An 11785-nucleotide genomic window follows, 5' to 3' on the forward strand; every position below is an offset into this window, starting at 1 on the left:
CATGGGAAGGCGGCCGTCGGCCCTCGCAACGGTCATGCCGCGGCGGATTCCAGCGCGATGTAGCGCGCGAGATGATGATCCTCGTCGCCGAGCTGATGGTCGATCATCACGAGGCGCTTGGCGTAGTGCGCGAGCGGCAGCTCCCACGTCATGCCGATGCCGCCGTGCAGTTGAATGGCTTCTTCGGCTACGCGCGCGCCAATGCGCCCGATCGAGTACTTCGCCGCCGAAAGCGCGCGCTCGCGCGGCACGCGCGGTGCGTCGATGGCGGCCGCCGCGTTGATCACGGCAGAGCGCGCCTGCTCGATTTCGAGCAGCACGTCGGCCATGCGGTGCTGCAGCGCCTGGAAGCTGCCGATGGGCACGCCGAACTGCTTGCGCGTGCGCAGGTATTCGAGCGTGTGATCGCGCGCGACGTCCATCGCGCCCACGGCTTCCGAAGCGAGCGCGAGCAGGCCGTAGCCGCGCGCGTGCTCGAGCGTCGCGAAGCCCGCGTCTTGCGCGCCCACGAGCGCGTCGGCGCCGAGTGTCACATGATCGAGCGTGACTTCCGCCGCGCGTCCGCCGTCGATCTTGCCATAGCCGCGCACGCTCACGCCCTTCGCGTCGCGCGGCACGAGGAAGAGCGCAATGCCGGCTTCGTCGAATTCGCTTCCTGCGACGCGAGCGGAAACGAGCAGCACGTGCGCATGTTCCGCATGCTGCACGACGCCTTTCGCGCCTTGCAGCACCCAGCCGTCGGCGTGCTTTTCGGCGCGCGTGACGACGCGCGAAGCTTCGTAATGCGAGCCCGGTTCGTCGTGCGCAAGCGCTGCGATCTGCGAGCCGTCGATGAACGACGCGATGCGCGCGCGTTGCGCCTCGCTGCCCGCGTGCGCGAGCGCGCGGCCCACGATCAGCGTATCGAGAAACGGCTCGACCACGAGGCCGCGCCCGAGCGATTCGAACACGACGGCCACATCGAAGCCCTGGCCGCCGAATCCGCCAACGGCTTCGTCGAACAGTGCGCCGATCACGCCGAGCTCGGCGAAGCGCTGCCACATGTCGGGGCTGAAACCCTCGCTGGAGCGCGCAATCTTGTCGCGCGCGTCGAAACCATATTGCTCCGCGATGAAGCGATTGAGCGTGTCCGCAAGCATGCGGCGGTCTTCGGTGTGCTGGAAGTTCATGACCGGGTCTCTCTTACTTTCTTAAAGACCGAGAATCATCTTGGAGATGATGTTCTTCTGGATCTCGTTGGAGCCGCCGAAGATCGACAGCTTGCGGTTGTTGAAGTAAAGCGCGGCGGCGCTGGCGGCTTCGTCGGGGCCGATGGCCTCGCCTTCGTAGCCTTCCTGCAGCGCTTCTTCGACGAAGGGCGCTGCGTACGGGCCCATCGCGCGGCGCAGCAGCGACGAGATCTCCTGGCGGATCTCGGTGCCGCGAATCTTCAGCATCGAGCTCTCCGCGCCCGGCACGCCGCCGCCCGCCACGGCTGCGATCACGCGCAGGTTCGTGGTCTTCATGTTTTCCAGGTCGATCTCGACCTTGGCCATGCGCGCCGCGAACTGCGGGTCCTGCGCGAGCGGCTTGCCGTTGCGCGTGACCTGTTGCGCGGCGCGCTTCAGGCGCGCGAGCGCGGCCACCGAAAAGCCCACGCCCGCGATGTTGGTGCGCTCGTAGGTCAGCAGGTATTTTGCGTAGGTCCAGCCCTTGTTCTCTTCGCCCACGAGGTTTTCCGCCGGCACGCGCACGTCGGTGAAGAACACTTCGTTTACCTCATGTTCGCCGTCGAGCGTGATGATCGGGCGAACCTCGATGCCGGGAGTGTTCATGTCGATCAGCAGGAAGCTGATGCCTTCCTGCTTGCGCACGTCCGTGGCGGTGCGCACGAGGCAGAAAATCATGTTCGCGTAATGGCCGAGCGTGGTCCACGTCTTCTGGCCGTTCACCACGTAGTAGTCGCCGCTCGCGTCGGTCTTGCGCACGGCGCTCGTGCGCACCGAGGCGAGATCCGAGCCCGCGCCCGGCTCCGAATAGCCCTGGCACCACCAGTCCGAGCCGTCGAGAATGCGCGGCAGCCAGTGGCGTTTTTGCGCCTCGTTGCCGTACTTGATGAGCACGGGGCCTAGCATGTTCACGCCGAACGGCACGATGCGCGGTGCACCCGCAATCGCGCATTCGTTCTCGAAGATGAACTTCTGCACGGCGCTCCAGCCCGGGCCGCCATACTCCTTCGGCCAGTGATTCGCGAGCCAGCCCATTTCGTTGAGCGTGGCGTGCCACGCGGCCATGTCATCGCGCGTGAGGTGCTTGCCGCTGCGCACTTTTTCGGCCACCCGCCGCGGCAGGCGCTCGCGCAGGAAGTCGAGCACTTCGCTGCGGAAGGCTTCTTCTTCGGCGGTGAATTTCAGATCCATGAGTCTTGCTCCTTGCTGCCCCGCATGAGCGCAGGCCGTGTTCAGTCGATGTGATTGAGGCTCGCGAAGTCCGCGCCGCGCTCGACCAGTTCGACGAGCAGCGGCGAAGGACGCCAGAACAGCGGGTCTTCCTTCGCGAATTCGCGGATGTCGGCGAGCACGTTCGCGAGGCCCACGGTGTCGGCATATTTCATCGGGCCGCCGCGATAGCGCGGAAAGCCATAGCCGTACAGCAGCGTCACGTCCACGTCGAGCGGGCGCAGCGCGATCTTTTCGTGCACCACGTTCGCGCCTTCGTTGATCATCGCGGCCATGTAGCGGCGCATGATGTCCTCGTTGCTGAACGTGCGCGGCTTGATGCCGGCGCGCTCGCGCTCGGCGGCGATGATGGCTTCCACTTCCGGATCGGGCGTGCCCGCGCGTGCCCCTTCGGGGTACAGGTAGAAGCCACGGCCCGTTTTCTGGCCGAACCAGCCGCGCTCGCACAGGCGGTCGGCGATCTGCACGTAGCGCGCGTTCGGGTCGCGCGTGGCCGCGCGGCGCTTGCGCGTGGCCCAGCCGATGTCGCCGCCCGCGAGATCGACCACCTGGTACGGGCCCATCGGGAAGCCGAATTCGCGCACGGCCCGGTCGATCTGGTACGGCGAGGCGCCGTCTTCCATCAGATGATCGGCGGCCGTGCGGTACACGGCGAGGATGCGGTTGCCGATGAAGCCGTCGCACACGCCCGCGCGCACCGGCACCTTGCGCAGCTTCTTCGCGAGCTCGAACGCTGTGGCCACCACATCGGGGCGGACGGCCTTCGGCACCACGACTTCGAGCAGCTTCATGATGTTCGCGGGCGAGAAGAAGTGCAGGCCCACCACGTCTTGCGGACGCCCGATGCTGGCCGCGATGGCGTCGATGTCGAGATACGAGGTGTTGGTCGCGAGCACCGCGCCCGGCTTGCAGACGCGGTCGAGCTCGGCGAACACGGCCTGCTTCACGGCGATGTCTTCGAACACGGCCTCGATCACGAGGTCGGCATTCGCGAGTGCATCGTACGCGGTGCTGCCGTTCAAACGCGCGAGGATCTGCGCCTTCGCTTCGGGCTTCATGCGGCCCTTGGCGATCAGGCCGTCGTAGACCTTCTCCACATGCGCGCGGCCGCGGGCGAGCGCGGCGTCGTCGCGCTCGATCATCGTCACGGGCAGGCCCGCGTCGAGCACGGCCACGGCGATGCCCGCGCCCATCGTGCCGCCGCCGATCACGCCGACGGTGTCGATCGCGCGCGGCGCGGCGCGCTTCGTTTCAGGCGCTTTCTGTACTTCGCGCTCGGCGAAGAACGCATGGATGAGGCCCGCGCGCTGCGGGCTTTCGAGGCAGGCGAGGAACTGCTTGCGCTCGAAGCGCAGACCTTCCTCGAACGATTCGTCGAGCGCGGCCTGCACGCAATCGACGATCTTCATTGGCGAGAACAGGCCGCGCGACTTCTTCTCGGTGTCGGCGCGCGCGGCGTCGATGGCGGCTTGCGCGGCGGCGCGGTCGGCGAGCCCTTGTGCGTCGCGCGTGCGGCGCACAAGGGCATGCGAGTTTGCGTGATTCGCCAGCAGTTCCTGCGCATAGGCGAGGCCTTCGGCGAGGATGTCGTCGCTCGCGCCCACGCGGTCGACCAGACCGAGCTTGAGCGCTTCCTGCGCGCCCACGTGGCGGCCGCTCAGCATCAGCGAAAGCGCGGCTTCCGCACCGATCAGGCGTGGCGCGCGCTGCGTGCCGCCCGCGCCGGGCAGGAGGCCGAGCTGGACTTCGGGCAGGCCGAGCTTCGCGCCCCCCACCGCGAGCCGGTAGTGCGCGGCGAGCGCGACTTCGAGTCCGCCGCCGAGCGCCGCGCCGTGAATCGCCACGATCACCGGCTTGTGGCAGCCCTCGATGCGGTTGACCACGTCGGGCAGCGCGGGCGCTTGCGGCGGCTTGCCGAATTCGCGGATGTCCGCGCCGGCGATGAAGTTGCGCCCCGCGCCGACGATCATCACGGCCTGCACGGCCGCATTCGCCTCGGCGTGCTCGATGGCGGCGGCAAGACCGCGCCGCACGTCCACGCCCAGCGCATTCACGGGCGGATTGTCGACGGTGACGAGCAGCACCTTGCCGCGCAGTTCGTGACTAACCGGGGAAAAAGCGGAGGAGGGGGCTGCCGTGTCGATTGCCATGAGGGATGTCTCCAGAAGAATTAGGGTGCCTGATCGGTGGCCGGCCGGCGGCTGGCCGGCCAGGATCGCGGTTCTCCAATGTGGGCTTCATTCTGTGGATGCCAGCGCCAATTGACAATCCCATGGTTGATTGACATGCTGTCAAAGATTATTTGACAATGAGGTCGATCGTGGACGTCAATTCATTGACCTTGCTGGTGGAGATCCTCGACGCCGGCAACCTGAGCGAGGCCGCGCGGCGTCTCAAGATGAGCCGCGCGAATGTGAGCTACCACCTCAACCACCTCGAAAAATCCATCGGCCTGCAACTCGTGCGGCGCACCACGCGCCGCGTGGAGCCCACCGAGATCGGCCTGAAGCTCTACGAACACGGACGCGCGATCCAGAACGCGCTGCTCGCGGCGCACGAGTCGGTTTCCACGCTAGGGCAAAGCCTCCAGGGGCGCGTGCGCTTATCGGTGCCGAGCGGCTATGGGCAGCTCGTGATGTCCGAGTGGCTGATCCGCTTCAAGCGCCTGTATCCGGGCATCGTGCTCGACGTGATGTTCGAGAACCGCGTGGAAGACCTGCTGCGCGACGAAGTGGACATCGCGGTGCGCGTGATGCACGAGCCACCGCAGAATCTCGTGGCGCGCGACATGGGCGCGGTGCGATATGTCGCGTGCGCGTCGGCGCCCTGGGCCGCGGAACACGGCATGCCAGAAACGCTGGAAGACCTCGCGCGTGCGCCAGTCATTACCGCGACGGTGGTGGGGCGGCAACTGCGCCTCGCGGGCTACCTCGGCGAGGAACGGCACGAGGTGCTGCTCGAACCGTCGATCATTTCGGAAAATTTTCTGTTTCTGCGCCAGTCGATTCTGGAGGGGCTGGGCGTGGGCATCGTGCCCGACTACGTGGTCCACGACGACCTGCGCAACGGCCTGGTCGTGACCTCGCTCGACGCGTGGCGGCTGAGCATCTTCGGCACGCATATGTACCTGCTCTACATGCCCAACCGCCACCATACGCGCGCGGCTTCGACCTTCATCGACTACGTGTTGACCGAGGCGCGCAAGAGCGGGCGCGGCGCTGTCGTTGGCGATCAGGTGTCGTGAGCGGGTTTGCCTGGCGCGCGCGAGGTTTGCGCGGCTTCATCGTCATCGCTCGCTTCGTGCGTCTCGCGCGTGTCGCCACGTTGCGCGCACGCGCCGGTCGTGGGCGGGCGCCCGCGCGTGGCCGCCGTGACTCGCACGCGCTGCTGGATGCCGGCCTTCGCGAGCATGTGCGCGCTGATGGGCGCGGTGAGGAACAGGAACGCGGGAATCAGCAACTCGTGCAGGCTCGCGAAATTGTTGTGCGTGCTGAAATAGATCACGGAGGCGAGCACGATTCCGCCCACGCCTAGGGTGGTCGACTTCGTCGGCCCGTGCAGGCGCATGAAAAAATCGGGCAGGCGCGCGAGCCCGATCGCGCCGATCAGCGTGAACAGGCTGCCGATCAGCAGCAACGCGCTCACGATTGCTTCGACAACGGTTTGCATCGGCTGGCCTCTTCGTCAGTTCAGTCAGTTCAGTTCGATGATGTCGCCGCGCTGCAGATACTTCGTGAGCGCGACAGTGCCCACAAACCCCATCAGCGCGATGAGCAGCGCGGCTTCGAAGAACACCGTCGAGCGCAGGGTGATGCCGTACACGACGATCAGCGCGATCGCGTTCACATTGAGCGTGTCGAGCGCGACGATGCGGTCGGGCAGCGAGGGGCCGCGCACGAGGCGCACGAGCGTGAGCAGGAAGGCGATGCCGAGGATCGCGAACGAGACCGGGATCACGATGGCTAGCATGCGAAGATCTCCATTAACGGGGCTTCATAACGGGACTTGATGAGCGCGACCAGCGCCGCTTCGTCGTCGAGGTCTAGCACGTGGACGATGAGGCGCGTGCGGTCGTCGCTGAGTTCGGCGCACAGCGTGCCCGGGCTCAGCGACACGATGCTGATGAGCATGGTGAGCGCGATTTCGTGCGTGCTGTCGAGCGGCACGTCGATGAACGCGGGCCGCAGGCGCCTGGTGGGGCCGAGCACCAGCAGCGCTACTTCCACGTTGGCCACGACGATGTCGATCAGCACGTGCACGAACAGGCGCACGAGCAGCCACGGCTTGCCGAAGCGCACCGGCTGCAGCCACAACCCCCTGGCCACGCAGAACGAGATCACGGTGCCGAGCACTGCGCCCAGCAGCAGATTGCCGGGCGAGACATCGTTCATGAGCAGCACCCAGCAGACGAGCAGCACGACGGTGAGCCACGGGTGCGGAAAGAGCCTTTTTAGCATCGTCAGCTCCCGTTGGTCTGGGTGGGCGCCGGCGCAGGTGCGGGCGTGCTCAGGATCGCGCGCACGTAGGCGTCGCGGTCGAACAGTTGTGCGGCGGTGGCGTCGAGATACTGCCGCAGCGGCCCCGCGCCGAGCGTGGCCGCCGCCACGCAGGCGAGCAGCAGCGCGCAGGCCGCGAGCTTGGCCGCGCTGCCTCTGGGGGCGCAAGCGGGCGCGAAGGCGGCGGCGCGCGCGGCGGGCTCGGCCCACAGCAGGCGCGTGCCGGTGCGGCTCAGCGCGACGATCAGCAGCAGGCTCGAGGCCAGCACGGCGGGCCATAGCACGGCCGCCTCGTGCGTGGGCGTGGCCGCGAGGACCATGGCCTTGCCGAGGAAGCCGGAGAGCGGCGGCAGGCCCGCTGCGCCCACTGCAGCGGCGAGATAGAGCAGGGCGGCGGCGTTCGAGGGCCACGGGGCGCGCGCCTGTTCGATGCGTTGCGGCGCGCTCGCCTTTGCCGTAGCGGGTGCTTCGCGGTCCGGCTCGGGCGAGATGGCCGCTGCTGCCGCGTCGTCGAGCGCTTCGAGCGAGCCAGGTTCGACGCTGTTCGTGCCTTCTGTGGCGTTCGCTGCGTGCGCCGGGTGGGACGCCATGGCGGACTCGGGCTCCAGCGTATCGGCGAGCAGGAACAGCGCGCCCGTGCACAGCGTCGTGCTGATCAGGTAGTAGAGCAGCGCACTCCACGCCAGCGGCGTTTGCTGCGTGACGGCTGCAATCAGGAGTCCGACCGAAACCAGCACGAGGTAGCCCGTGGTGGTTTTCAGGCTCGACACGGCGAGCGCGCCCAGCGCGCCGAACGCGATGGTCGCAATGGCGAGCCACCATACCCAGTCGTGCATGAACGCATCGAGCACGCCACCGTTGCCGCTGCCGCCGCCGAACACCAGTGCGTCGCAGCGCAGCATCGCGTAGATGCCCACCTTGGTCATGATCGCGAACAGCGCCGCCACCGGGCCAATCGCGCTGCGGTACGCCTGGGGCAGCCAGAACGACATCGGAAACACCGCGGCCTTCAGGCCGAACACGAGCATGAGGGTCGCGCCGGCGAACTGCGCGAGCGGCAGCGATCCGGCGTTCAGGTGCGCGAGGCGCTCGCCCATGTCGGCCATGTTGAGCGTTCCGGTGATGCCGTACAGCACGCCCAGCGCGATCAGGAAGAACGACGAGCCCACGAGGTTCATGATCAGGTAGTGCAGCCCGTTGCGCACGCGCCGCGTGCCGCCGCCATGCAGCAGCAGCGCATACGAGGCGATCAGCAGCAGTTCGAAGAACACGAACAGGTTGAACATGTCGCCCGCGAGGAACGCGCCGTTCAGGCCCATCAGCTCGAACTGGAACAGTGCGCGGAAATAGCGGCCGCGCCGTGCGTCGGCGCTCGACGTGCCCAGCAGGCAGCAGCACGCCAGCACGGCGGTCAGGAGCAGCATGAGCGCGGCAAGGCGGTCGAGCTGGAGCACGATGCCGAATGGCGCGGGCCATGCGCCGAGCGCATAGCTCGCGATCCCGCCTTGCGCCGCGCGCGCGGCCAGCACGCCTGCGACGGGCAGCAGCGCCACGGTTGCGGCCGCATTGAGCGCGCGCTGCAAGCGCTTGGCGCGAAGCGGCAGCGCGACGATGGCGCCCGCCGCGAACAGCGGGATCAGGATAGGGAGCAGAAGGGCGTGGTTCATGCGCCGCGCGTCTCCCCGTCGTTGCCCTGCGGATTGGCCTCGCCACCTTCCCCGTCCACGTGATCGCTGCCGGTGAGCGCCAGCGAGCGCAGCGCGAGCACCACGGTAAACGCCGTCATGGCGAAGCCGATCACGATGGCCGTGAGCACGAGCGCTTGCGGCACCGGGTCCGCGTAGCGGGCCGCGCTATCTGCCGCGCCGGCGATCACGGGCGGCTGGCCCGTGGCGAGCCGCCCCATGCCGAGCAGGAACAGGTTGATCGCATACGAGAACAGCGTGATGCCGAGGATCACGGGCAGCACGCGCGCGCACAGCAACAGGTAGATGCCGCACGCGCAGAGCACGCCGATTGCGGCAGCGAAGGCGGCTTCCATCAGCTTTTCTCCACGGACTGCAGGTCCTTGTCGCGCACGCCCAGGTGCGAAACGATCGTGAGCGTCGTGCCCACCACCGCGCCCAGTACGCCGAGATCGAACAGCATGGCCGTGCTCAGCTCGATTTCGCCGACGAGCGGCAGATGCAGATGTCCAAACGCGCTGGTGAGGAATGGATAGCCGAAGACGAGGCTGCCCAGACCAGTTGCGGCCGCAACTAGAATGCCGAGACCCGCGAGCGCGCGGTAGTTGATGCGGATGCGCGATTCGGTCCATAGCACGCCGCTCGCTACGTATTGGAGCAGCAGTGCGACCGAAAGAATGAGCGAGGCTATGAAGCCGCCGCCGGGCAGATTGTGGCCGCGCAGGAACACGAACACGGCCACCAGCGCGGTGAGCGGCAGCATGAGGCGCGCGAGAATCGCGAGCAGCAGCGGATGCGACTGCGACGACCACGGCAGACCGCCCGGCCCAGTGTCGGGCGCCTTCAGGCGCAGGCCGCGCAAGAGCGCCTTCACGGCGAGGCCGGCGACCACGAGCACGCTGACCTCGACCATGGTGTCGAAACCGCGGAAGTCCACGAGGATCACGTTCACGACGTTGTGGCCGCCGCTGCCGGGCAGCGCGTTGGCGAGGAAGTATGGCGCGATGCCTTGCGCGGGCGGACGCGTCATGACCTGGTACGCGACGCTGCCTAGCAGCGCGCCGCCCGCGAGTGCGAGCGCGCCGTTGCGCATGCGCGCGGGAATCGGCTCGATGGCGGTTTGCAGGTTGGGCAGGAAGTAGATGGCCAGTACCAGCAGCAGCACCGTCACCACCTCCACGGAGACCTGCGTGAGCGCGAGATCGGGCGCGGAAAAGCGCGCGAACGCGAGCGTCACCAGCAGCCCGCAGGTGCTCAGCATCACGAGCGCGTAGAGCGTGTGCGTGCGCACCATCACGACGCCCACGGCGAGCAGCGCCATCAGCACGAGGCCCCACAGCGTGATCGTGTCGACGGGCAGGCGCACGAAGTCGCCGCCCCACGCGCCCAGCGCGACGAACGCGGTGCCGGGCACGATGATCATCGCCGCGATCATCCACGCGAGATAGTCGGGCAGCGAGCGCGTCTCGAACACGCGCACCACCACGCCCGCGCCTTTTTCCAGGCGCTGGATGAGGCGGTCGAAGCCTTCGCTCGCGTTCATGTCCGAGAGCATCGATCGATGATGACGGAACGCGTCGCGGCGCAGCACGAACAGCAGCGCGCCCGCCGCGAACGACACCACGCTCATGACCAACGGCGTGTTCACGCCGTGCCACAGGCTCAGGCTGTACGCGGGCAGCTTGCCGCCGAGCGTGAACCACGCCGCCGATTCCAGCATCCTGCCGATGATCCGCTGCGGAAACAGGCCGATCAGCAAACAGACCACCACGAGAATCTCGACCGGCAACTTCATGAAGCGCGGCGGCTCGTGCGGCGGGTAATGCGGCAGGTCGCGCGGCGCCGCGCCGTCGAAGAACACGCCCCAGACGAAGCGCAGCGAGTATGCCACCGAGAGCGCGGCGGCCACGATCGCGATCACGGGAATCGCCCAGTTGAATGGCCCGAACATGCCTTGCGCGAGCGTCTCGCCGAAGAACATTTCCTTCGAGAGAAAGCCGTTCAGGAGCGGCACGCCCGCCATCGCGAGCGAGGCTACGCCCGCGAGCACGGCGGTGTGCGGCATGTACTTCGCGAGCCCGCGCAGGCGGCCCAGATCGCGCGTGCCGGTTTCATGGTCGATGATGCCGGCGGCCATGAAAAGCGAGGCCTTGAACACCGCATGGTTGACGGTGTGAAAGAGCGCGGCCACGGTGGAAAGCTGCGTATCGAGGCCGAACAGCAGCACGATCAGGCCGAGATGGCTGATGGTCGAGTAGGCGAGCAGCCCCTTGATGTCGCGCTGGAACAGCGCCATCGACGCGCCGCCCACCAGCGTGACGAGCCCGGCGAGCGTGGCCGAATAGGCCCACCAGGCGGTGCCCTCGAACACCGGGTAGAGGCGCGCGAGCAGGAAGATGCCGGCCTTCACCATCGTCGCCGAGTGCAGATACGCGGAGACCGGCGTGGGCGCCGACATCGCGTGCGGCAGCCAGAACTGGAATGGGAACTGCGCGGATTTCGTGAACGCCGCGAACAGCGTGAGCAGCAAAATGGCCGGAAAGAGCGGGTCGTGCTGGATCGTGTCCTTTTGCGCGAGCACGTCGTTGAGTTCGAAACTACCGCATACGTGGCCGAGCAGGAGCACCGCCGCGAGCAGCGCGAGCCCGCCCGCGCCCGTGATGGTGAGCGCCATGCGCGCGCCGCGCCGTGCATCGGGCCGCGATGGCCAGAAGCCGATCAGCAGGAACGAGACGAGGCTCGTGAGTTCCCAGAAGATCACGAGCAGCAGCAAATTGTTCGAGAGGACCACGCCGAGCATCGCGCCCATGAAGAGCAGGAGCAGCAGGTAGAGGCGCGGGAGCGTGTCGCTGCCGGCCAGGTAATAGCGCGCGTAGATGAACACGAGCAGGCCGATCGCGAGCACCAGCAGCGCGAACATGAACGAGAGGCCGTCGAGGCGCAGCGAAAGCGCGAGGCCGATCTCGGGCACCCACTCGCGGCGCCACTGCAGGACGCCGTAAGTGGGCATGCCCACGCGCTCGCTGAGGACCAGTCCGAGGCCGAGCAGCGCGGTCGCGAACGCGATCCACGTGGCGAGCGCGCGGGCGTGCCGGGCCGCGAATGCGACGAGCGCCGCCCCCACGAACGGAAGTACGACGAGCCACTCCAATGCCATCCGGCTTCC

10 protein-coding genes are annotated in these 11785 nt (G+C 67.4%); 1 reads left to right on the forward strand and 9 read right to left on the reverse strand.

Features of this window, described 5'->3' with window-relative positions:
- Positions 1 to 32: 32 nt before the first annotated feature.
- The 3 genes from P5W98_RS21655 to P5W98_RS21665 are packed head-to-tail and all read right to left on the reverse strand — an operon-like array spanning position 33 to position 4588.
- Positions 33 to 1169 (reverse strand): acyl-CoA dehydrogenase family protein, encoded by a 1137-nt coding sequence (locus tag P5W98_RS21655; RefSeq protein WP_421026049.1) that lies wholly within the window; start codon positions 1167 to 1169, stop codon positions 33 to 35.
- Positions 1170 to 1190: 21 nt separating this feature from the next.
- Positions 1191 to 2399: an acyl-CoA dehydrogenase family protein gene (locus P5W98_RS21660; RefSeq protein WP_421026048.1), complete on the reverse strand. Its 1209-nt coding sequence runs from the start codon at positions 2397 to 2399 to the stop codon at positions 1191 to 1193.
- Between the two features lie 41 nt (positions 2400 to 2440).
- Positions 2441 to 4588: a 3-hydroxyacyl-CoA dehydrogenase NAD-binding domain-containing protein gene (locus P5W98_RS21665; protein WP_421026047.1), complete on the reverse strand. Its 2148-nt coding sequence runs from the start codon at positions 4586 to 4588 to the stop codon at positions 2441 to 2443.
- A 170-nt stretch (positions 4589 to 4758) separates the two neighbouring features.
- Here P5W98_RS21665 and P5W98_RS21670 point away from each other — a divergent pair, with 170 nt between their 5' ends.
- A complete protein-coding gene (locus P5W98_RS21670; protein WP_421026046.1) occupies positions 4759 to 5682 on the forward strand; it encodes a LysR family transcriptional regulator in 924 nt (307 codons plus the stop codon).
- On the opposite strand, the gene P5W98_RS21675 is transcribed toward P5W98_RS21670, so the two are convergent.
- The 6 genes from P5W98_RS21675 to P5W98_RS21700 are packed head-to-tail and all read right to left on the reverse strand — an operon-like array spanning position 5670 to position 11776.
- A complete protein-coding gene (locus tag P5W98_RS21675; RefSeq protein WP_421026045.1) occupies positions 5670 to 6107 on the reverse strand; it encodes a Na+/H+ antiporter subunit G in 438 nt (145 codons plus the stop codon). The two genes, P5W98_RS21670 and P5W98_RS21675, sit on opposite strands and share 13 nt — an antisense overlap.
- 24 nt (positions 6108 to 6131) lie before the next feature.
- On the reverse strand, positions 6132 to 6407 hold the full coding sequence (locus P5W98_RS21680) for a K+/H+ antiporter subunit F (RefSeq protein ID WP_421026044.1): 276 nt from the start codon (positions 6405 to 6407) through the stop codon (positions 6132 to 6134).
- On the reverse strand, positions 6401 to 6895 hold the full coding sequence (locus P5W98_RS21685) for a Na+/H+ antiporter subunit E (protein ID WP_421026043.1): 495 nt from the start codon (positions 6893 to 6895) through the stop codon (positions 6401 to 6403). The genes P5W98_RS21680 and P5W98_RS21685 overlap by 7 nt, the downstream gene beginning before the upstream one ends.
- Positions 6896 to 6897: 2 nt before the next feature.
- Positions 6898 to 8601 (reverse strand): monovalent cation/H+ antiporter subunit D, encoded by a 1704-nt coding sequence (locus P5W98_RS21690; RefSeq protein ID WP_421026042.1) that lies wholly within the window; start codon positions 8599 to 8601, stop codon positions 6898 to 6900.
- On the reverse strand, positions 8598 to 8975 hold the full coding sequence (locus P5W98_RS21695) for a Na+/H+ antiporter subunit C (RefSeq protein WP_421026041.1): 378 nt from the start codon (positions 8973 to 8975) through the stop codon (positions 8598 to 8600). Before P5W98_RS21695 ends, P5W98_RS21690 begins: the two co-directional genes overlap by 4 nt.
- Positions 8975 to 11776: a monovalent cation/H+ antiporter subunit A gene (locus P5W98_RS21700; RefSeq protein WP_421026040.1), complete on the reverse strand. Its 2802-nt coding sequence runs from the start codon at positions 11774 to 11776 to the stop codon at positions 8975 to 8977. The genes P5W98_RS21695 and P5W98_RS21700 overlap by 1 nt, the downstream gene beginning before the upstream one ends.
- Positions 11777 to 11785 lie beyond the last annotated feature (9 nt).

Origin of the sequence: Paraburkholderia sp. A1BS-2L (genome assembly GCF_051125205.1) — a bacterium.
Lineage (GTDB): Bacteria > Pseudomonadota > Gammaproteobacteria > Burkholderiales > Burkholderiaceae > Paraburkholderia.

Coding starts and splice junctions, on each gene's coding strand:
- P5W98_RS21695 (WP_421026041.1), bottom strand. CDS start 8,975: ATGGAAGCCGCCTTCGCTGCCGCAATCGGCGTGCTCTGCGCGTGCGGC.
- P5W98_RS21660 (WP_421026048.1), bottom strand. CDS start 2,399: ATGGATCTGAAATTCACCGCCGAAGAAGAAGCCTTCCGCAGCGAAGTG.
- P5W98_RS21685 (WP_421026043.1), bottom strand. CDS start 6,895: ATGCTAAAAAGGCTCTTTCCGCACCCGTGGCTCACCGTCGTGCTGCTC.
- P5W98_RS21700 (WP_421026040.1), bottom strand. CDS start 11,776: ATGGCATTGGAGTGGCTCGTCGTACTTCCGTTCGTGGGGGCGGCGCTC.
- P5W98_RS21690 (WP_421026042.1), bottom strand. CDS start 8,601: ATGAACCACGCCCTTCTGCTCCCTATCCTGATCCCGCTGTTCGCGGCG.
- P5W98_RS21655 (WP_421026049.1), bottom strand. CDS start 1,169: ATGAACTTCCAGCACACCGAAGACCGCCGCATGCTTGCGGACACGCTC.
- P5W98_RS21680 (WP_421026044.1), bottom strand. CDS start 6,407: ATGCTAGCCATCGTGATCCCGGTCTCGTTCGCGATCCTCGGCATCGCC.
- P5W98_RS21665 (WP_421026047.1), bottom strand. CDS start 4,588: ATGGCAATCGACACGGCAGCCCCCTCCTCCGCTTTTTCCCCGGTTAGT.
- P5W98_RS21675 (WP_421026045.1), bottom strand. CDS start 6,107: ATGCAAACCGTTGTCGAAGCAATCGTGAGCGCGTTGCTGCTGATCGGC.